Origin of the sequence: Lutibacter flavus, assembly GCF_900188355.1 — a bacterium.
In the GTDB taxonomy this organism is placed as follows: Bacteria; Bacteroidota; Bacteroidia; order Flavobacteriales; family Flavobacteriaceae; genus Lutibacter; species Lutibacter flavus.
Window position 1 is genome coordinate 196,811 of record NZ_FZNX01000006.1, and the last position, 21,835, is coordinate 218,645.

The 21,835-nt window shown below is 30.1% G+C and carries 22 protein-coding genes; 14 read left to right on the forward strand and 8 right to left on the reverse strand.

What is annotated here, in order from left to right:
• Positions 1–37: 37 nt before the first annotated feature.
• A complete protein-coding gene (locus CHB63_RS15990; protein ID WP_089379484.1) occupies positions 38–1,018 on the reverse strand; it encodes a pyruvate dehydrogenase complex E1 component subunit beta in 981 nt (326 codons plus the stop codon).
• Between the two features lie 175 nt (positions 1,019–1,193).
• Here CHB63_RS15990 and CHB63_RS15995 point away from each other — a divergent pair, with 175 nt between their 5' ends.
• The 8 genes from CHB63_RS15995 (at position 1,194) to CHB63_RS16030 (ending at position 7,084) form a co-directional block, all read left to right on the forward strand.
• Positions 1,194–1,934, forward strand: a complete 741-nt coding sequence (locus CHB63_RS15995) for an electron transfer flavoprotein subunit beta/FixA family protein (protein WP_089379485.1) — start codon at positions 1,194–1,196, stop codon at positions 1,932–1,934.
• Between the two features lie 32 nt (positions 1,935–1,966).
• Complete coding sequence (locus CHB63_RS16000) at positions 1,967–2,929, forward strand: electron transfer flavoprotein subunit alpha/FixB family protein (protein WP_089379486.1); 963 nt, start codon at positions 1,967–1,969, stop codon at positions 2,927–2,929.
• 90 nt (positions 2,930–3,019) lie between these two features.
• Positions 3,020–3,631, forward strand: a complete 612-nt coding sequence (locus CHB63_RS16005) for a bifunctional nuclease family protein (RefSeq protein WP_089379487.1) — start codon at positions 3,020–3,022, stop codon at positions 3,629–3,631.
• A gap of 14 nt (positions 3,632–3,645) precedes the next feature.
• Entirely contained in the window at positions 3,646–5,040 is a 1,395-nt protein-coding gene (locus CHB63_RS16010) for a NupC/NupG family nucleoside CNT transporter (RefSeq protein WP_089379488.1), read from the forward strand.
• 28 nt (positions 5,041–5,068) lie between these two features.
• On the forward strand, positions 5,069–5,893 hold the full coding sequence (locus CHB63_RS16015) for a thymidylate synthase (protein WP_089379489.1): 825 nt from the start codon (positions 5,069–5,071) through the stop codon (positions 5,891–5,893).
• An 88-nt stretch (positions 5,894–5,981) separates the two neighbouring features.
• On the forward strand, positions 5,982–6,188 hold the full coding sequence (locus CHB63_RS16020; protein ID WP_089379490.1) for a hypothetical protein: 207 nt from the start codon (positions 5,982–5,984) through the stop codon (positions 6,186–6,188).
• A gap of 9 nt (positions 6,189–6,197) precedes the next feature.
• The gene (locus tag CHB63_RS16025) at positions 6,198–6,605 is read left to right on the forward strand and encodes a 2TM domain-containing protein (RefSeq protein ID WP_089379491.1); all 408 of its coding nucleotides are present in this window, start codon (positions 6,198–6,200) and stop codon (positions 6,603–6,605) included.
• Positions 6,602–7,084 (forward strand): dihydrofolate reductase, encoded by a 483-nt coding sequence (locus CHB63_RS16030; RefSeq protein ID WP_089379492.1) that lies wholly within the window; start codon positions 6,602–6,604, stop codon positions 7,082–7,084. The genes CHB63_RS16025 and CHB63_RS16030 overlap by 4 nt, the downstream gene beginning before the upstream one ends.
• Positions 7,085–7,142: 58 nt before the next feature.
• Here the strand turns inward: CHB63_RS16030 and CHB63_RS16035 are convergent, their stop codons facing one another.
• Positions 7,143–7,733, reverse strand: coding sequence for a hypothetical protein (locus CHB63_RS16035; protein ID WP_089379493.1), 591 nt, complete (start codon positions 7,731–7,733; stop codon positions 7,143–7,145).
• Positions 7,734–8,058: 325 nt separating this feature from the next.
• The gene (locus CHB63_RS16040; protein ID WP_089379494.1) at positions 8,059–8,457 is read right to left on the reverse strand and encodes a hypothetical protein; all 399 of its coding nucleotides are present in this window, start codon (positions 8,455–8,457) and stop codon (positions 8,059–8,061) included.
• A 204-nt stretch (positions 8,458–8,661) separates the two neighbouring features.
• Between CHB63_RS16040 and CHB63_RS16045 the strand changes: the two genes are divergently transcribed.
• Positions 8,662–9,540: an AraC family transcriptional regulator gene (locus CHB63_RS16045; RefSeq protein ID WP_089379495.1), complete on the forward strand. Its 879-nt coding sequence runs from the start codon at positions 8,662–8,664 to the stop codon at positions 9,538–9,540.
• 333 nt (positions 9,541–9,873) lie between these two features.
• On the opposite strand, the gene sppA is transcribed toward CHB63_RS16045, so the two are convergent.
• Positions 9,874–11,628, reverse strand: a complete 1,755-nt coding sequence (gene sppA, locus CHB63_RS16050; protein WP_089379496.1) for a signal peptide peptidase SppA — start codon at positions 11,626–11,628, stop codon at positions 9,874–9,876.
• A 95-nt stretch (positions 11,629–11,723) separates the two neighbouring features.
• Between sppA and folK the strand changes: the two genes are divergently transcribed.
• Positions 11,724–12,848, forward strand: coding sequence for a 2-amino-4-hydroxy-6-hydroxymethyldihydropteridine diphosphokinase (gene folK, locus CHB63_RS16055; RefSeq protein WP_089379497.1), 1,125 nt, complete (start codon positions 11,724–11,726; stop codon positions 12,846–12,848).
• Between the two features lie 37 nt (positions 12,849–12,885).
• Here folK and gldC read toward each other — a convergent pair whose 3' ends face one another.
• Together gldC and gldB are read right to left on the reverse strand one after the other, a co-directional pair.
• Positions 12,886–13,221: a gliding motility protein GldC gene (gene gldC / locus CHB63_RS16060; protein ID WP_089379498.1), complete on the reverse strand. Its 336-nt coding sequence runs from the start codon at positions 13,219–13,221 to the stop codon at positions 12,886–12,888.
• A complete protein-coding gene (gene gldB, locus CHB63_RS16065) occupies positions 13,221–14,180 on the reverse strand; it encodes a gliding motility lipoprotein GldB (protein ID WP_089379499.1) in 960 nt (319 codons plus the stop codon). The genes gldC and gldB overlap by 1 nt, the downstream gene beginning before the upstream one ends.
• A gap of 59 nt (positions 14,181–14,239) precedes the next feature.
• Between gldB and nadE the strand changes: the two genes are divergently transcribed.
• Positions 14,240–15,031, forward strand: coding sequence for an NAD(+) synthase (gene nadE / locus CHB63_RS16070; protein ID WP_089379500.1), 792 nt, complete (start codon positions 14,240–14,242; stop codon positions 15,029–15,031).
• A 19-nt stretch (positions 15,032–15,050) separates the two neighbouring features.
• On the opposite strand, the gene CHB63_RS16075 is transcribed toward nadE, so the two are convergent.
• Positions 15,051–15,881, reverse strand: a complete 831-nt coding sequence (locus tag CHB63_RS16075) for a universal stress protein (RefSeq protein WP_089379501.1) — start codon at positions 15,879–15,881, stop codon at positions 15,051–15,053.
• A gap of 165 nt (positions 15,882–16,046) precedes the next feature.
• Between CHB63_RS16075 and rimP the strand changes: the two genes are divergently transcribed.
• The 3 genes from rimP to infB are packed head-to-tail and all read left to right on the forward strand — an operon-like array spanning position 16,047 to position 20,705.
• Complete coding sequence (rimP, locus tag CHB63_RS16080; protein ID WP_089379502.1) at positions 16,047–16,511, forward strand: ribosome assembly cofactor RimP; 465 nt, start codon at positions 16,047–16,049, stop codon at positions 16,509–16,511.
• A 12-nt stretch (positions 16,512–16,523) separates the two neighbouring features.
• Positions 16,524–17,783 (forward strand): transcription termination factor NusA, encoded by a 1,260-nt coding sequence (gene nusA, locus CHB63_RS16085; protein ID WP_089379503.1) that lies wholly within the window; start codon positions 16,524–16,526, stop codon positions 17,781–17,783.
• 45 nt (positions 17,784–17,828) lie between these two features.
• A complete protein-coding gene (infB, locus tag CHB63_RS16090) occupies positions 17,829–20,705 on the forward strand; it encodes a translation initiation factor IF-2 (RefSeq protein WP_089379504.1) in 2,877 nt (958 codons plus the stop codon).
• Positions 20,706–20,763: 58 nt separating this feature from the next.
• Here infB and rlmN read toward each other — a convergent pair whose 3' ends face one another.
• On the reverse strand, positions 20,764–21,804 hold the full coding sequence (gene rlmN, locus CHB63_RS16095; RefSeq protein ID WP_089379505.1) for a 23S rRNA (adenine(2503)-C(2))-methyltransferase RlmN: 1,041 nt from the start codon (positions 21,802–21,804) through the stop codon (positions 20,764–20,766).
• Positions 21,805–21,835 lie beyond the last annotated feature (31 nt).

Below are 21,835 nucleotides of genomic sequence, written 5' to 3' on the forward strand. Positions count from 1 at the left end.
TAACTTGAAAGGAACCTATAACGCAAATATTATGCCTTTATTTTTTATACATTACATCTTTTACCGCTTTAACAACATCGTTAAAGTTTGGCAACCACTCTTCCATTAATACAGGAGAATAAGCTGCTGGAGCATCTGCAGTTGTAATTCTTCTAATTGGTGCATCTAAATAATCGAATACATTCTCTTGAACTTGGAATGTGATTTCAGATGAAATACTAGCAAATGGCCAAGATTCCTCCAATACCACCAACCTATTTGTTTTTTTAACTGAAGTAAAAATAGCTTCAAAATCCATTGGTCTAATTGTACGCATATCTAAAATCTCACAAGAAATCCCTTCTTTTTCTAAAACATCAGCTGCTTTGTATGCTTCCTTAATAATTTTTCCAAAAGAAACAATTGTTACATCTGTTCCTTCTCTTTTAATATCTGCCACACCCAAAGGAATAATATACTCTCCCTCTGGCACTTCCATTTTATCACCATACATTTGTTCAGACTCCATAAAAATAACTGGATCATCATCTCTAATAGCAGCTTTTAATAATCCTTTTGCATCGTAAGGGTTTGAAGGAATTACAACTTTTAATCCTGGAGTATTTGCAAACCAGTTTTCAAAAGCTTGTGAATGTGTAGCGCCTAATTGTCCTGCTGAACCTGTTGGCCCTCTAAATACAATAGGACAATTTAACTGCCCACCAGACATTTGTCTAATTTTTGCAGCATTATTTATTATTTGATCAATACCTACTAGTGCAAAATTAAAAGTCATAAACTCAACAATTGGTCTATTTCCATTCATTGCTGATCCAACAGCAATTCCTGTGAAACCTAATTCTGCAATTGGAGAATCTATCACACGCTTTGCACCAAATTCATCTAACATTCCTTTTGAAGCTTTATAAGCACCATTATATTCGGCTACTTCTTCTCCAATTAAGAATATGGTGTCATCTTTACGCATTTCTTCGCTCATTGCTTCACAAATGGCTTCTCTAAATTGTATTGTCTTCATTATATATTTTTTAACGAATTGCAAAAATAAGCAATTCTATTTTTACTTTCAAAAAAATATTGATTTATAAAATTTTACTATGCGCGCATAGTACTTTTAAAAAAAAGTAGTACATTCGTAAAAAATAAATAAATAAGTCATTAATTTTATATAAAATATCCAAATAATTAATAAAATGAAAATATTAGTTTGTATTAGTCACGTTCCAGATACTACTTCAAAAATTAATTTCACAGAAAATAATACAAAATTTGATAGTAACGGCGTGCAATTTGTAATTAATCCATACGATGAATTTGCTTTAACACGTGCAATGTGGTTTAAAGAAAAACAAGGCGCAACTGTTACAGTTGTAAATGTTGGGAACGTTTCAACCGAACCAACTTTACGTAAAGCTTTAGCTATTGGTGCAGATGACGCAATAAGAGTAAATGCAGAAGCAACTGATGGATTTGCTGTAGCTAAAGAATTAGCAGAAGTTGTAAAAAACGGTAACTATAATTTGATTTTAGCGGGTAAAGAATCTATTGATTATAATGGAGGGATGGTGCCTGGAATGTTAGCAACTTTATTAGATTTTAATTTTGTTAATGCTTGTGTTGGTCTTGAAATTGAAGGAGAAATAGCTGCTATTTCGAGAGAAATTGATGGTGGAAAAGAAAATTTATCAGGAAATTTACCTTTAATTATTGCAGGGCAAAAAGGACTGGTTGAAGAAAAAGATTTACGTATTCCTAATATGAGAGGTATTATGATGGCTCGTAAAAAACCACTTTCTGTTGTGGAACCAACAACTAGTGAATTAGCCACTTCCTCAACATCTTTTGAAAAACCTGCAGCAAAATCTGCTTGTAAAATAGTTGATAATGTAGATGAACTTGTTAGTTTATTGCATAATGAAGCCAAAGTAATTTAATTTATGTCTAATACCTAACATCAAAATAAAATATGTCAGTTTTAGTATTTACCGAAACATCGGAAGGAAAATTTAAGAAGTCTGCTTTTGAAGTAACTTCTTATGGAAAAAAAGTTGCTGAACAATTAGGAACAAACGTTGTTGTATTAGCTATAAATTCTTCAGAAAATGAAGTGTTATATAAATATGGTGCAGAAAAAGTTCTAAATGTTTCAAATAATAGTTTAGATACTTTTAATGCAAAAGTATATGCAAACGTTATTAAACAAGCTGTTGAAAAAGAAAATGCTCAAGTTGTAATAATTGATTCAAATACTAGTGGGTTATATCTTGCTCCAATAGCTGCTGCTAATTTAAATGCAGGTTATGCAAGTAATGTTATTGCATTGCCAAGTTCAACTTCCCCATTTATTGTAAAGAGAAAAGCTTTTTCAAGCAAAGCTTTTAATAATTGTGAAATTTCAACAGCCATAAAAGTAATTGGGTTGGCTAAAAATTCATACGGAATTATAGAAAATGAAGTGACAGGAAGTATAGAAGATTTTTCACCATCTTTAATAGAAAGTAATTTAACTTCTACATCAATTGAGCACACAACAGGAACTGTAACCATTGCTGATGCTGATATAGTTGTTTCAGGAGGTAGAGGGTTAAAAGGCCCTGAAAACTGGGGAATGATTGAAGAATTAGCATCCATTTTAGGAGCTGCAACGGCTTGTTCAAAACCGGTTTCAGATTTAGGCTGGAGACCTCATAGTGAACACGTTGGGCAAACAGGAAAACCTGTAGCATCAAATCTTTATATTGCTATTGGAATTTCAGGAGCAATACAACATTTAGCAGGAATTAACTCTTCAAAAGTTAAAGTTGTAATTAATACAGATGCTGAAGCTCCATTTTTTAAAGCTGCTGATTACGGAATTGTAGGTGATGCATTTGAGGTTGTTCCAAAATTAATAGAAAAGTTGAAAGAATTTAAAGCAAATAACGCATAATTTTATTAAATTGTGCCTCTTAACAAGGCTGTCTAATTATTGGACCAAAAAGTCCTTTGATTAGACAGCCTTTTTTGCTAATTTTAACATATGAGTTTAGTTCGTCTAAATATTAAAGGAATATCCTATAGTCAAACTCAAAGTGGTGCCTATGCTTTGGTTTTGAGTGAAGTGGATGGGAACAGAACATTACCAATAGTTATTGGGGCGTTTGAAGCACAATCAATTGCAATTGCTTTAGAAAAGGAAATAAAACCTCCCAGACCGCTTACACATGATCTTTTTAAAACTTTTGCTGATCGGTTTCACATAATAATTAAACAAGTTATTATCCATAAATTGGTTGATGGTGTGTTTTATTCCAGTCTAATTTGTGAACGAGATAATATTGAAGAAATTATTGATACTAGAACTTCTGATGCTATTGCATTAGCAACTCGCTTTAATGCTCCAATATTCACTTATGAAAACATTTTAGATAAAGCTGGTATCTATTTAAAAATGAAAGATGAATTAGGCCCTGGCGATGAAGATGATTTAGGAATTGAAAAATTAATTGAAACTCCTCAACCCTCTAAAAAATCTACTTTTTCAAAAGACACTTTAAAACAGTTAAATGAAAAATTAGCTAAAGCAGTTCAAAATGAAGATTATGAATTAGCTGCTAAAATTAGAGACGAAATAAACAAACGTACTTCATAACTATTTATTAAAATATGATAAAAAAATTAAGTTTATCTGCCCTATTCTTTTTTTGTATAATCTCAGGTAATGCTCAGGAAGCAATTTCAAGTTCAATTATAGATAATCAAGGGTTTTCGGTTACTTCTTTATGGAAAGGAGTTTTAGGAATGGTTTCTTTACTATTAATAGCATACTTATTTAGCAGCAATCGAAAGGCAATTAATTGGAAAACCGTTGGAGCCGGATTAACCGCCCAATTATTAATAGCTGTTGGTGTTTTAAAGATTCCTTTTATTCAGGCAATTTTTGAATTTGTTGGAGGGATTTTCACAAATATTTTAGATTATACAGCAGCAGGTAGTGAATTTCTATTTGGAGGATTAATGAATATTGAATCCTATGGATTCATATTTGTATTTCAAATTTTACCAACTATTATTTTCTTTTCTGCACTGACTTCCTTATTATTTTATTTAGGAATTATTCAAATAATTGTAAAAGGAATGGCCATGATGTTAACCAAATTATTAAAAATTTCTGGAGCTGAAAGCTTATCAGTTGCTGGAAATATTTTTTTAGGCCAGACAGAAGCCCCCTTAATGATTAAAGCATATTTAGAACGCATGAATCGTTCTGAAATTTTATTAGTAATGATTGGAGGAATGGCAACAGTTGCCGGAGGAGTTTTAGCTGCTTATATAGGATTCCTAGGAGGAAATGACCCTGTACTTAGATTACATTACGCAAAACATCTATTAGCTGCCTCTGTTATGGCGGCGCCTGGAGCTATTGTAATTTCAAAAATGCTATACCCTCAAACAGAATCTATAAATACTGACGTAAAAGTTTCACAAGATAAAATTGGCTCAAATATATTAGATGCTATTGCAAATGGCACAACAGAAGGTTTAAAATTAGCCGCAAATGTGGCAGCAATGCTATTAGTATTTGTTGCTATAATAGCGATGCTTAATGGAATGTTAGGTTGGGTAGGTGATATCACCAATTTAAATGATTGGATGGCTGCAAATACTCCATATCAAAAATTTACCTTAGAATCTATTTTAGGGACCATATTTGCGCCATTAATGTGGTTAATTGGTGTTGCAAAAGAGGATATTATGTTAATGGGACAACTGTTAGGTGTGAAATTAGCTGCGAGTGAATTTGTAGGTTACATTCAACTTGCTGAACTAAAAGACGTAACAAATTTGACACATTTCACTTATAATAAATCGGTGATAATGGCAACTTATATGCTTTGTGGATTTGCAAATTTTGCTTCAATAGGTATTCAAATAGGCGGAATTGGTTCTTTAGCTCCTGGCCAACGAAAAACATTATCAGAATTTGGTTTAAAAGCTTTAATTGGGGGTTCTATAGCATCACTACTTTCTGCAACTATAGCAGGAATGATAATTGGTTAAGCCTTAACTTTAATAGATTTACGATAGAATGAAACAATATTTAGATTTAATTAGACACGTAAAAGAAAACGGAATTCTTAAAGAAGATAGAACTGGAACCGGTACAAAAAGTGTATTTGGGTATCAAATACGATTTGATTTAAATAAAGGTTTTCCAATGGTTACAACTAAAAAACTTCATTTAAAATCTATTATCTATGAATTGCTTTGGTTTTTAAAAGGTGACACCAATATTGAATATTTAAAAAATAATGGAGTTAAAATTTGGGATGCCTGGGCTAATGAAAATGGTGATTTAGGACCTGTTTACGGACATCAATGGAGAAATTGGAATAGCGAAGGAATAGATCAAATTACAGAAGTTATTAATACCATTAAAACAAATCCAGATAGTAGAAGAATGATAGTTACGGCCTGGAATCCAAGTGTTTTACCTGATACTTCAGTTTCTTTTTCAGAAAATGTAGCAAATGGGAAAGCTGCTTTACCTCCTTGTCATGCATTTTTTCAATTTTATGTAACCGAAGGGAAATTATCTTGTCAATTATACCAAAGAAGTGCAGATATTTTTTTAGGAGTGCCCTTTAATATTGCTTCTTATGCTCTATTAACTATGATGATGGCCCAAGTATGTGACTTAGAATATGGAGATTTTATCCATACTTTTGGAGATGCACACATCTATAGCAACCACTCAGAACAAATTAAATTACAATTATCTAGAGAACCAAAAGCATTACCTCAAATGGAAATTAACCCAAGCATTAAAAATATTTTTGATTTTACTTTTGAAGATTTTACATTAGTAAATTACAATCCGCATCCGCATATTAAAGGAGCTGTTGCTGTTTAAAAAAAAATTGTTAAAAAAATTAATAATTCTTTAATACTGTTTTTGAAAAACAATTATTAATTTTAAGGTCACTAAAAGAAAAAGCAAAATGAATTCACTACAATTAAAAAATAAAATAATAGAAAGAATCATTGAAATAGATGATGACGATTTATTAAAATCTATTGATGCTCTTTTCAATGGTTCAGATAAAAATATTTTAAGTTTTTTAGTCTTGGCAAATGATAAATTTCAACAAGAAAATGAAACTAGTAATTTTACAGAATATATAAAAGAATGGGTTAAAAGCATGTAAGCTTTTTTTATGGATGAACAATATGAACTTTACGAAAATGCGCGCAATCGCACAAAACAAAAAAAACGATTATATCGTCATTTTGTTATTTTTATAATTGGGTCTGTTTTTTTAATTGTAGTTAATAAAGTTTTAAAATTTGGAGAAACTTTTATAGAAGACTGGTTTGTTTGGGCTATAATTATATGGCTATTCTTTTGGGTATTACATTTTGTAAATGTTTTTGTTACTCACAAATTTATGGGGAAAGAATGGGAAAAAAAGCAAACAGAAAAATTAGTATTAAAACAAGAACTTAAAATTGCTAAATTAGAAAAAGATATAGCTCTGAAAACCAAACTAAAAGCTAAAAGTGAGCAGTATGCATCCGAATTAAAAAAAAAAGAAAACCCTCCGAGCAATTTAGAAAACAAATGATAACTATTATAGCTGCAATTGCAGAAAACAATGCCTTAGGAAAAGACAATCAATTAATTTGGCATTTACCAGCTGACCTAAAGCGATTTAAACAAGTTACTTTAAATCACCATATTATTATGGGAAGAAAAACTTTTGAATCACTTGGGAAACCTTTACCTAATAGAACTACAATAATTATTACAAGAAATCCAAATTATACAGTTGAAAACTGCATTGTCGTTAATTCACTAGAAGAGGCTTTAGAGGCCGCAAAAACTGACGAAAATCCTTATATTTTAGGAGGTGCAGAAATTTACAATCAAGCAATTAAAATTGCTGACAAACTAGATTTAACTTATGTGCATCATTCATTTGACGCAGATGCCTTTTTCCCTATAATCGATGCTGATATTTGGAAAGAAGACACTAGAAAAGATTTTAAAATGGATGAGAAAAACAAATACAATTATAGTTTTGTAACATATAGTAGAAAATAAAAAGAGGTTTCAAAATGAAACCTCTTTTTAACTAAATTTAATTTTACTACTACTATTGTTATAACATAATAGTTTCATAAAATGTTTTTCCGTTACTTCTTAAAACTAAATTATAATCTCCAGAATTAAGATTCATTAAATTAAGTTTTCTTTTTAAAACAGCATTTCCCTCTAATTTTTCGGTATATAATATATTTCCACTTGCATCGTACAGAAATATTTCAAGATTTTCGTTGTTCAAAGCTAACTTTGAAATTAATACACCTGTCCCTTCTTTTCTTACAATTGGTTTGTAATATGAAATCTCATCAGCTTCTATTAAATCAATTGAATTAGATAAAACTTTAAACGGAACAACTTTAATTTTAGTTAGACTTTCAATTTCCATATAATAATCACCCATTGGTAGATTCTTTAAATCATACTTTTTAGAAAGATTTAAATTTTCTGATCTTTCATGGTAAATGATTTCACCGTTTTTGTCTTTTACAGAAACCTCTACCATTCTAAGACCACCGTTCATTGTCAATTGAACTAACTTTGACTCAATTAATCTAACCTTAATGTTAGGGTCAATGTTTTTTGCCACACCTACTGTAATCATAAGCATTGCTACAACAAGCAAACTACTTTTAACAAAATTTTTCATAATCTTTAATTTTTTAAATTAGTATACCACAAATGTATGTTGAATCACTACTACTTTCCACCTCACAATTTTCATATTTATATCCTTTTTTAACCGTTATATTAATGTTAATAAATTATTAAGTTAATTTAGAACATAAAGTAGTGAATTAAACGTAATTTGATAAATACAGTCTTGAATAGAAAGCGTAATTAATTGATTAAAAAAATCCAGATATCTTAATAAATTGATTTATTAAGATATCCGGATATAAATTTTATGGGAAATCACTAAATTAAACTTCCTTAAATTAATTATTAGTGATTAAATATTTTTATAGAGTTTATCAGGCCGTTTTTAAAGACATAGTTCCAAACTCAGTATTTTTTATAAATTTAAAATAAACAGTTTCACTAATTAAAGCCGAATTAGAGTTTACAACAAAAGGAATCATATTAATAATTGACAGATTAGCAATTTCTACATAATAAGTCCCTTCACATAATAATTTTAAATCAAAATCATTTGAAATTTCCGATTTATGAAAATACTCTCTATATAAAACAGCTCCATAGCTATCCTTAATAAATACCTCATAATTTTCTTCAACATCATTTAAGGTTAAATTCAATTTCTTAGATTCGTTCGAATTCACTTTAACAATGGAGTTTTCTCTGACTTTTATTCCCGTCTTTGTTCGATAACCGAAGCCAAACCTCGAATTAATTTTAATAAGATTTTCCATATGTTTATTTTTGCATCACTTTTTGTATGGCAAATATAGCTTCAAAAGTTTCCTTTACCTACTTCATAATTCTCTAATTTATATGTTATTTTCACCGTAAAAATAGCATCAATTAGATGTTGCGGTAATTAACCATATAAAAATGTGAATTGTACATAGTTAATTTAACTTATTATAATTAAATTTGTGCACAAGGTTTTTACTATGAAAAATATTAAGCCCACATTTAAAAAATTAAACCCCGAATTTGGGAGTTCTATACGCGTAAAGAAACATAACAATAAGGTTGAGAGCGACTTACCTTTTTGGCATTTCCACCCTGAATTAGAATTAATATATGTAAATAAAGCAAAAGGGAAAAGACACATTGGAAGTCATTTGTCTTATTTTAACAACAGTCAATTAATTCTTATTGGTTCTAACTTGCCTCATAGTGGTTTTGCAGATAGATTTACTACAAATGGATCTGAAATTGTTGTGCAATTTAAAGAAGATTTTTTAGGTGAAAATTTTATTAATATTCCCGAAATGCATTTAGTAAAAGGTTTATTTGCTAAAGCTAAAAAAGGAATACTATTTAATGTTGATGCGAAAAAAGAAATTGGTCCTAAAATTGAATCTTTAGTAAATTATGAAGGAATGAATAGGTTAATTCATTTTTTAGAAATTTTAAAAGACCTTGCAGAAACAAAAAATTATTCTCTTTTAAATGTTGATGGTTTTGCCTTTGAAATTGAACCACAAGACAATAAAAAAATAGATATTATTTTTAGTTTTGTAAGTAACAATTTTAACAGATCTATTCCTCTAGATGAAATTGCAGAAAAAGTAAGTATGACTGTTCCAGCATTTTGCAGGTACTTTAAAAAATCTACAAGTAAAACATTTACACAATTTGTGAACGAGTTTAGAATTGTTCATGCAACAAAACTACTTTCAGAAAATCAAACGAGCATTACAGAAATTTGTTTTGAAAGTGGCTTCAATAATTTTTCACATTTTAATAAGCTATTTAAAAAGTTTACAGGAAGAAGTCCTTTAAAATATAGAAATGAAATGAAGCAGCTTGTTGTTCAAAAATAATTCAGACTCCTTTTCATCTTTTTTATAATAATTCAAGCTAAAAATAAATGCTTTTCTAAATTACAAAACCTTATAAAAAGAAAATGAGGTCTAAACTCAAACTAGACCTCACTTAACAAGTTAACCAAATATAATAGTATTAATATGTATTCATCTTTGAAATACTCTAATTATTACATAACAAATATATGGCAGATTTGAATTTTACACTACAACACTATTCTCTATTATATATTCTATTTTAACAAGTATCCGCTAACTATATCGTTGTAGGTTAATATTACATCGTTAACGGGTAATTTGTAAATGTGGAAAATTAGTGTTTTTCAATTTTTATTTAATATCCATAATAAATGGAAGTCTAGCCTGAATTCCTTCTAATTTTGATATCTCACTAATTGTTTTGTAGATTTTATAATTAGCTTCACCTAATTCTTCTTTAAATATCTTTTCTTTTGATTTTACAAGTGAGAAGCTATTAAACCTATCTTCTAAGTCCTTTTTGTAACTTGGATAATTTCTAACTTTATAATCAGTTATATCAGCCAATTCTGCTGCATAAGAAACAGCATCGCCTAAACTTCCAAGTTCATCCACTAATCCATTTTTTAAAGCTTCAACACCAGACCAAACTCTTCCCTGAGCAATACTATCAACATTTTCAACTAACATTCCCCTGCCTTTAGCTACTCTTTCTAAAAATGTATTGTAAACCTGCTCTACACCTTCTGTTGTTACAGCTCTAAATTCATCAGTCATAGGTTCAAATACACTATAATTTGCACCTTTATTTGTACTAACCTGCTCTGCATTTACACCAATTTTACCAGCTAATTTACTAATATTTGGAATGGTTCCAAAAACACCAATTGACCCAGTAATTGTAGTTGGTTCTGCAAAAATTCTATTCGCATTACATGCTATATAATACCCCCCAGAAGCTGCTACATTACCCATTGAAACAACAATTGGTAGTTTTTTACGAGTAAGCTCTAGCTCCCTCCAAATTAATTCGCTAGTTAGGGCACTACCACCTGGAGAATTAACCCTTAACACAATAGCTTTAACATTATTTGATTTACTCGCTTTTCTTAAAGCGTTAATAATTAAATCCTGACCAATATAATTTTCATCGCCTTTTCCATATAATATAGCTCCTTGCGCATAAATAACTGCTATATTATTTGAGGCCGAAGCCTTTAAACGACCTTTACCTGTGGAAATATAATCTTCCAGAGTTATTGTATGTAATAATTCATCGGTTGAAAAACCTAAAGCAATTTTTAATTTGTTATCATATTCATCTTTATATAATTTACCATCAACTATATTATTTTCAACAGCCAAATTTGCATTTCTAGCAGATAAATTATCCGCAATATTATTTAATTCATCAATTGATTTATTTCTGCTTTTTGACATGTCAACAAGCATTTCATTCCATAAAGACTTTAAAAAAGCTGTAATTTGCTCCCTATTATTATCACTCATTTCATTATATAAATATGGCTCAACAGCACTTTTATATTTTCCATGGCGAATCACTTCCATTTTTACACCAGTTTTATCTTCAATATCTTTATAATATAATACTTCTGAAGAAAGTCCTTTAAAATCAACTCTACCAAAGGGGTTTATAAAAATCGAGTCCGCAACTGAACTTAAATAATAAGATTTTTGGTCATAAAAATCAGCATAAGCTTTTATAAATTTTCCTGATTCTTTAAATTCTTCTAATTTATTTCTAATGGCTTGTGTTTGAGCAATACCCCCACGTATACCAAGAACATTGATACTTATTCCTTCAATATTAGGATCTGTTTTGGCATTCTCAATTGCATTAATAATCTCATTTAAGCCAATTTTATTGTCACTAAAACCAAGTAAATTCTCAAAAGGATCATCACTTTTTGGCGCAAAGTCTTTAATGTTAGAATCTAACCTAATCTCTAAAACCGAATATTTTCTCACGCCAACCTTCTCACTTTCTGTAACTATAGAAGCTATAAAAACAAATAGCATAAAAATAATACCTAACGCAATTAATGTCCCAAAAATTGAAGCTAATAAATTTCTTAAAAATTTCATGTAAACTGTAATTTAAATAAAAACTTAAATGTTTATAAGTTGAGCGACAAAGATATATTTTTAAATAATACTTTTCTTTTCTTTGTAGTCACTTTATGCAAATTTTAAGAACTACATATTTATCATTAGGAAGTAATCAAGGCGATAAACTTGAAATATTACAGCAAGCAGTTGATTTAATTGCTGAAAAGGTTGGAATTATATCAAAAATTTCATCTGTTTATAAAACTGCATCTTGGGGTTTTAATAGCGATGATTTTTTCAATATTTGCCTTGAAAGTTCAACTGGTTTAAACCCAGAAAACTTATTAAAAACCATACAAGAAATTGAACAAATTTTAGGAAGAGAAAAAAATTCTGAAAAAGGATATAAAGCAAGACCCATAGACATCGATATTTTATTATTTGATAATGAGATAATTTTTTCGAAAGAACTAATAGTTCCTCATAAAGACATGCTAAACAGAAAATTTGTAATGGTTCCTTTTGCTGAAATCACACCTAATTTACTGCATCCAATTGAGAAACAACGCATACAAGTTTGTCTTGAAAACTGTAATGATGATAGTAATATAGAAAAAACAGAATATAGTCTAAAAAGGCCTATTTCTATTTCTGAAAAATATAATTATATTGCCATTGAAGGAAATATTGGCGCAGGAAAAACCACACTTTCCAAAATGATTGCAGAAGACTTTAATGCCAAAATAATATTGGAGCGTTTTGCGGATAATCCCTTTTTACCGAAATTTTATGAAGACAATGAACGATATGCTTTCCCTTTAGAAATGAGCTTTTTAGCTGATAGATACCAACAACTTTCTGACGATTTAGCACAATTTGACCTATTTAAAAACTTCATTGTTTCTGATTACTATATATTTAAATCATTAATTTTTGCTCAGGTAACATTACAAAAAGAAGAATACTTTTTATATAGAAAGATGTTTGACATTATGTATAAAGAAATTTCTAAACCCGACTTATATATTTATCTATATCAAAACACCCCAAGATTAATTGAAAATATTAAAAAACGAGGAAGAAAGTATGAGCAAAAAATTGAGCCTGCTTATCTAGATAAAATACACAAAGGTTATTCTGGCTTTATTAAAACCGAAGAAAATTTAAACACTCTAATTATTGATGTTTCGGATAAAGATTTTGTAAATAATCCTGAAGATTATAAAGAGGTAATTAAGAACATTTTAGCCAAATAAATCGGTGACCATCCCGCGTTCGCAGGAATGAAAGAATCTACTTTTTTAGCTCTAACTTTTCAGCAAAATAATCGCAAAAATCACGCATTGTTGCGGTCATTTTAGCATCGTTAGTAGCATTTTCAAAAGTACCGGCCATTGAAACCAGAGTCTGATGAAAAAATTGTTTCATTTCGTCAATAGGCATATCTTTTGTCCATAAATCCATTCTCAAGGTATCTTTAGTTTTAGAATCCCAAACTGAAATCATTAAAGCTTTTGCTTCTTGATTTGATATCCCACCTTCTTCAGCTGTCCAATTTAATTTTTCAGGAACTTTATTTTCGTCTAAACCTACTGTAAATTCAATTTTTGATTTATGAGCTACTGCCATTATTTTTTTGGTTTGTATTTTGATTTTTTAAATATTTCTTCTCCATCTGTTTTCAAAAGTTGTTGCAAAGTTACATTATTATTTTTCATATAAGATCTCACAATTTGCCATCCTAACCAAACACCAATTCTGCCTGGAGATTCTTTATCTATATCAATAAAAAATTTAGAAAATGGAGCATTTTCAATAAAGCGTGAAGATAATTTTGGATCTGAACTATACAATAATTTTTTTTCTATGAAATATTTCCAGATTTCTGTTTCATTCATTTTTGCCCATTCTATTTCTTCCGTTAAATAACCCATTTTGTTTGCATCAGAAAATCTTGGCAAAAAACAATCTAGTAAATACATTTTTTTTCCTTCATTAATTAACAAATCTATAAACTGCCTTTTTTTATTTGGATAAAAATAATTACTTCCAATTTCTTTAGCAATATCAACCACCAATTGTGACTTATCAAAATTTTGAGATATATATGATGGAAATTCTTTATAAAACTCGTTGTCTTTTCCCAAATACATATCTAGGGATACAAATAATAAACTATCTGCATAAACAACCTTATTCTCATAATCTAAATTTGTAATTAGCGTAATAATTTTAGGAGGATTAAAATTTGATTGGTAATATTTTATGTGTTTAAACAAACTTTCAATTTCTTTTTTTTCGCTATCCATTGTTTTAAAAACAAGTTGAGCAGCTTTATTTAAAGCAATTTCGTCTTTATTATTAATTCTATTCAACCAAACACTATTAGGATTTTGAACTGGAAATAAATAAGGATATTCATTTTTAAGATTTAATAGCGAACTATCAGTTGCTTTGAAAAATTTTTGTTCAAACCTATTTATTGAAACATCAACCTTAATATTTGAAACATCAACATCAAGAACAGTATCCTTTTTGCACGAAACCATTGAAAATAAAACAATTACAATAATTAAAAATTTATCCATTAATTTATATATTTACACTTCTATTTTTTAAACGATAAAAATACTAAATTAGTTTAATTATGAATACTGAAAAAGTTGTTGAACACATTGTTTCTTGGTTAAAAGATTATGCTACAAATGCAAAAATAAATGGTTTCGTAATTGGAATTTCTGGGGGAATAGATTCTGCAGTAACTTCAACACTTTGTGCAAAAACTGGTTTACCTTTATTATGTCTTGAAATGCCAATACATCAGGCTAAAAATCAAATAACCAGAGCTTCTAATCACATTGATTGGTTAAAACAAAATTTTTCGAAAGTTGAATCTCAAACAATTGAGTTAACACCTGTTTTTGATAGTTTAGTTGCTGCTTTCCCAAAAGTTGAAAATGAAGAAGATCGTTTTATGTCTTTAGCAAACACAAGAGCCAGATTAAGAATGACTACTCTTTATTATTTTGCAGCATTAAATGGCTATTTAGTTGCTGGAACAGGAAATAAAGTTGAAGATTTTGGTGTTGGTTTTTATACTAAATATGGTGATGGCGGTGTAGATTTAAGCCCAATTGCAGATTTAATGAAATCTGAAGTATATGAAATCGCCAAGTATTTAGGTGTGAATCATGAAATAATAAAAGCTGCACCAACTGATGGTTTATGGGGTGATGATAGAACCGATGAAGATCAAATTGGAGCTTCATACCCTGAATTAGAGTGGGCTATGAATAGTATCTCAAAAGGAAAGTCTGCAAACGATTATGAAGGAAGAAAACGAAAAGTAATAGAAATTTATACAAAACTACACAATGCAAATAAACACAAAATGGATCCAATTCCTGTTTGTGAAATACCAAAAAAATTAAAATATTAATCTTTTTCTATATCTTTTATTACAATTTAAATGTAATTACTGGAAGCTTTGCATGATTTGCTAAGTCTTCTCCTATGCTACCATTAAATAAATGTGCAAGACCTCTTCTCCCATGTGTATTAAGTACTATAATATCTGCATCAATTAATTTTGAAAAATTAAGAATTCCAGCCTCTATTGAAACATCATTGTAAATATTTAACGTATAATCGCCTAAATCAAATCCATTTATAAAACTTCTAATAGCATCACTCGAATCTTTAGTTGTTTCAAAATTATGAATTGTATTAATTTTTAGTAAATGTAATTTAGCGTTAAATAACACAGTAAAATTTAATATTTTTTGAAATGAATCTCTATTATCATGTTTAAAATTAGAGGCAAAAACAATATTCTCAATTTTAAAATTATCAATATCTTTTTTAACAACCAGAACAGGTATTTCGGAATTTCTAACTACTTTTTCTGTATTTGACCCAACTAAAATCTCCTCTAAACCAGATGCGCCTTGCGAACCCATTACAATTAAATCAACATCTTGTTTGGTGCTTTCACCAATAATTCCATCATACGCCTTATGAAATTGAACAGAATCTTCAACTTCTATACCGTCAAAAAAAGGTAGTTCTTTAAATTCTTGAAATTTTTCATGAGCTCTTTTCAAAAATAATAATGATGTAGGTGCATTACTTGTTGTGCCATAGCTTGAAGGATCAATAACTCCAGAAGGTAATTCAAGCATATGTAATAAATATATTTTCGAATTTGTTTGCCTCGCAATTATTGATGCAACATTTGCCGCATATTGAGCCTGAATAGAAAAATCAACTGGAACTAATATACTTTTCATAAAATTTAGTTATTTTAATGGGAAACGTATTGTAAAGTTAAGAATTTTAAATTAAAAAGAAGTACGATTTTTTATCATTTCAAAAAATGTTAGTATATTTGCACCAAATTAATAAAGGAAGAGGAAAGGAGGGGACGTAAAGTCCCCTCTTTTTATAAACTAATAATGGATAAAGCAAAGATTAAAGATTTAGTAAATCAAGCAATTGAAGAGAACCCAGAGTTATTCTTAATTGAGCTAAATTTTCTACCTGATAATAAAATTTATGTTGAGGTAGATGGCGATAATGGAATTCCATTAAAGGAATGTATAAGAATTAGTAGAGGTGTTGAACATAGCTTAGATAGAGAAGAAGAAGATTTTTCTTTAGAGGTTACTTCCCCAGATATAGCAAATCCTTTAAAAGTAAAGCGACAATATATTAAAAACATAAATCGCAAATTACAAGTTAAACTTAAGGATAATTCTAGTTTTTTAGGAGATCTTAAGAGTGTGGATGAAGAAAGTATTAATTTGGAATGGAATACTCGTGAACCAAAACCGATAGGTAAAGGTAAAATTACAGTTGCTAAAAAAGCAACTATACAATTTGCAGATATTTTAGAAGCAAAAGTGAAAATATTATTTTAATTAAATGAATGCATGGAAAATATAGCTTTAATTGATTCATTTTCAGAATTTAAAGGAGATAAAGACATAGATAGAGTTACGCTAATGTCAATACTTGAAGAGGTATTTAGAGCTGCTTTAAAAAGAAAATTTGGATCTGATGATAATTTTGATATAATTATAAATCCAGATAAAGGAGATTTAGAAATTTGGAGGAATAGAATTGTTGTTGCTGATGGAATGTCAGAAGATGATAATGAAGAAATTGAACTTTCTGAAGCTCGAAAAATCGAACCTGATTTTGAAATTGGGGAAGATGTTTCTGAAGAAGTTAAATTAATCGATTTAGGTAGAAGAGCAATTTTAGCATTACGCCAAAATTTAATTTCAAAAATTCATGAACACGATAGCACTAATACTTTTAAACACTTTAAAGAATTAGAAGGTGATATTTACAGTGCTGAAGTTCATCATATTCGTCATAATGCCATTATATTATTAGATGATGATGGAAATGAAATTGTTTTACCAAAAAGTGAGCAAATTCGTTCTGACTATTTTAGAAAAGGTGAATCGGTTCGTGGTATCATAAAAAGCGTGGAGTTACGTGGTAACAAACCAGTTATAATTCTTTCAAGAACATCACCTCAATTCTTAGAAAAATTATTTGAACAAGAAATTCCAGAAGTATTTGACGGTTTAATTACTATTGAAGGTGTTGCCAGAATACCGGGAGAAAAAGCTAAAGTTGCTGTTGATTCTTATGATGATAGAATTGATCCAGTTGGTGCTTGTGTTGGTATGAAAGGATCTCGTATTCACGGAATTGTTCGTGAATTAGGAAACGAAAATATTGATGTAATTAATTACACAAAAAACACACAACTTTTTATTGCCAGAGCATTGAGCCCTGCAAAAGTGGTTTCAATGAAAATTCATGAAGAAGAAGGAAGAGAAGATGGTAAAAAAGGTAGAGTTGATGTTTTTTTATTACCTGAGGAAGTTTCTAAAGCAATTGGTAAAAATGGAGTTAACATTCGTTTAGCTTCACAATTAACTGGTTTCGAATTAGATGTTCAGCGTGAAGGAATTGAGGCTGAAGATGATGTTGAATTAACAGAGTTTTCTGACGAAATAGAAGCTTGGGTTATAAAAGAATTTCAAAATATAGGTTTAGATACAGCACGAAGTGTACTTGAAAAAGATGTAGCTGAACTTGTAAAAAGAACTGATTTAGAAGAGGAAACTATTTTAGAAGTTCAAAAAATATTAAAAGACGAGTTTGAAGATTAATCTTTAAATTATTCAACAACAACAATTGGGCTAAAAATAAATTATATGGCTGACAACAAAACATTGAGATTAAACAAAGTATTACGAGAATTAAATATCTCGTTAGATAGGGCGGTTGAGCACTTAACAAGTCACGGACATGATATTGAGGCAAGACCAACTACAAAAATATCTAATGAGGAGTACCAAGTATTGTTGGATGGTTTTCAAACGGACAAAAGTAAAAAAGCAGCTTCTAAAGAAGTAGGTGAAGAGAAAAGAAAAGAAAAAGAAGCTCTAAGAGTTGCTCTTGAAGAAAAGCAGCGCTTAGAAGAAGAAGCCAAACAAGTTGTTGTTAAAGCCAAAGCCGAAAAACTAGAAGTTAAAACAATTGGTAAAATTGAAATTGAACCTAAAAAGGAAGAGGTTGTTGCTCCTGCAAAGGTCGAAGAAACAAAACCAATTGAAGTTGTAGAAGAGGTTAAAAAAGAAGAAGTAAAACCTGTGGTAGAAGAAAAGGTTAAAAAAGTTGAGCCAAAAATTGAAGTAGTTGAAGAGATTAAAGTTAAAGATACTCCTAAAATTGAGAAGCCAATTGCTAAAAAAGAAGAACCTAAAGTTTCGGGAAAAGAAGCGAAACCAGCTGAACCACAAAAAATTAAAAAACCAATTGTAAAAAAAGAAGCACCTAAAAAAGAAGTTGAGAAACCAGTTGAGCAAACTACTGAATCAACCGAAACTGCTGTTCCACAAACAATTGAAACACAATATAAAAAATTATCTGGTCCAAAAATTACAGGTAAAACAATCGACTTAAAACAGTTTGAGAAAAAGCCTAAACCTAAAAAAGTTGAACCAGCTGCGGGTGCTAAAAAAGATTCTGCTGCTGAGGCCAATAAAAAGAAACGTCGTAGAATTAAAAAAGCTACAACTCCTGGAGAAAAAAGAGTAGTTAGACCAGCTCAACATAGAGGAGGACCTGCAAAAAGAGGACCTCAACGTGGAGGAAGAAAACCTATTGTAAAAGAAGAACCATCTGAAGCTGATGTTCAAAAACAAGTTAGAGAAACTTTAGAAAAACTTCAAGGTAAGTCTAAAAAAGGTAAAGGAGCAAAATACAGAAGAGATAAAAGAGATCAACATCGTCAACAAACAGATATTGATGCTGAATTAGAAGCAATTGAAAGTAAAGTACTTAAAGTTACAGAGTTTGTAACTGTAAGTGAAATTGCTACAATGATGAATATTCCTGTAACTGACATTATTTCAACTTGTATGTCTTTAGGAATGATGGTTACAATGAACCAACGCTTAGATGCTGAGACATTAACCATAGTTGCTGAAGAATTTGATTATACAGTAGATTTTATAGGTGCTGAAGTTGAAGAATCTATTGAAGAACATAAAGATACTGAGGAAGAGTTAGAGTTAAGAGCTCCTGTTGTTACAGTAATGGGACATGTAGATCACGGTAAAACCTCGTTATTAGATTATATTCGTGAAGAAAATGTAATTGCTGGTGAGTCTGGGGGAATTACACAACACATTGGTGCTTATGGTGTAGAGTTAAAAAGCGGTCAAAAAATAGCATTTTTAGATACTCCTGGTCACGAAGCTTTTACAGCAATGCGTGCACGTGGTGGACAAGTTGCAGATATTGTAATTATTGTTGTAGCTGCCGATGATGATGTTATGCCGCAAACTAAAGAAGCAATTAGTCACGCACAAGCTGCAGGAGTGCCAATTGTTTTCGCAATAAACAAAATAGATAAACCACACGCTAATCCAGATAAAATTAAAGAACAACTTTCTGCAATGAACTTATTAGTTGAAGATTGGGGTGGAAAAATTCAATCTCACAATATTTCAGCAAAAACTGGAGAAGGTGTAGAAGAATTACTTGAAAAAGTATTGCTTGAAGCTGAAATGTTAGATTTAAAAGCAAACCCAAACAAAAATTCTGTAGGTACTGTTGTAGAAGCATTATTAGATAAAGGACGTGGATATGTTTCAACAATTTTAGTTCAGGAAGGAACCTTAAAAATTGGAGATTATATGTTAGCAGGTAAACATAGTGGTAAAGTAAAAGCTATGTTTGATGAAAGAGGTAATAAAATGAAAAAAGCAGGTCCTTCTACACCAGTTTCAATTCTTGGTTTAGATGGAGCACCTCAAGCAGGTGATAGATTCCACGTTTTTGAAGATGAAAAAGAAGCAAAACAAATTGCTACCAAGCGTTCTCAATTACAACGTGAGCAATCTGTTAGAACTCAACGTCATATCACACTCGATGAAATTGGACGTAGAATAGCATTAGGAGACTTTAAAGAGTTGAATATTATTTTAAAAGGTGATGTTGATGGTTCAGTTGAAGCATTAACTGATTCTTTCCAAAAATTATCAACTGAAGAAATTCAAGTGAATATTATTCACAAAGGTGTTGGTGCAATTACAGAGTCTGATGTGTTATTAGCTTCTGCTTCCGATGCAATTATTGTTGGATTCAATGTACGACCTTCTGGAAATGCAAGGATATTAGCTGACAATGAAGAAATTGATGTAAGAACTTACTCTATTATTTACGATGCCATTAACGATTTGCGTGACGCCATGGAAGGTATGTTATCTGCTGAAATTAGAGAAGAAGTTATTGGTAACGTAGAAATTAGAGAGGTTTATAAAATCTCTAAAGTTGGAAACATTGCAGGTTGTATGGTAGTAAGCGGTAAAATACTTAGATCTTCTAAAATTAGAATTATTAGAGATAGTGTTGTAATCCATTCAGGAGAATTAACAGCATTAAAACGCTTTAAAGACGACGCTAAAGAAGTTACTAAAGGTTTTGATTGTGGTATTCAAATTAAAAACTTTAACGATATTGAAATTGGTGATGTTATAGAAGCTTACCAAGAAGTTGAAGTTAAAAAGAAACTTAAACGATAATTTAATTTTCTAATTTATATTGGAAAATATAAAACAAAAAAAAGCTAGATTAAATAATCTAGCTTTTTTTATTTGCCAACTGCCCACAAGCAGCATCTATATCTTTTCCTCTGCTCCGTCTAACATTAACAATAATATCATTCATTTCTAAAATACTGATATAATCATCAATCGCCTGTGATTTAGCTTGCTGAAATTCGCCATCATCAATTGGGTTGTATTCAATTAAGTTTACTTTACAAGGAATATGTTTACAAAATTTCACCAACGCATTTATAGCCTCTCTATCATCATTAATTCCTTCCCAAACAACGTATTCATAAGAAACCCTACTTCCTGTTTTAGCATACCAATACTCTAAAGACTCCTTTAAATCCTTCAAAGGAAAAGCTTTGCTGAAAGGCATTATTCGAGATCTAACTTCATCAATTGCCGAATGTAAGGATACAGCTAAATTAAACTTTACCTCATCATCCGCTAACTTTTTAATCATTTTGGGAATTCCTGAAGTTGAAACTGTAATTCTTTTAGGTGACATTCCTAAGCCTTCTTCAGAAGTGATTTTTTCAATTGCCTTTAGAACATTGTTATAGTTCATAAGTGGCTCACCCATTCCCATAAAAACAATGTTAGATAACTTATGATTGTAGTATAATAAACTCTCCTTATTTATTGCGGCTACCTGATCATAAATTTCATCAGGATTTAAATTTCGCATTTTCTTCAAACGCGCTGTCGCGCAAAACTGACAATCTAAACTACATCCTACTTGACTTGAAACACAAGCAGTTGTTCTAGACTCTGTTGGAATTAAAACTGACTCAACTATTAATCCATCATGTAAACGAACAGCATTTTTCACAGTTCCATCTGAACTGCGTTGTATATTATCAACTTCTATATGGTTTATTACAAAATTATCTTGTAACATTTTACGAGTTTCTTTTGAAATATTTGTCATATCATCAAAAGTATGAGCATTTTTACTCCAAAGCCATTCATAAACTTGATTTCCACGAAATGATTGATCTCCATTTTCAACGAAAAAATCTCTTATTTCATCTTTACTTAATGCTCGAATGTCTTTTTTCTTATCCATTTTAAAAACTAGTTTATAAAAAGATTCCCGC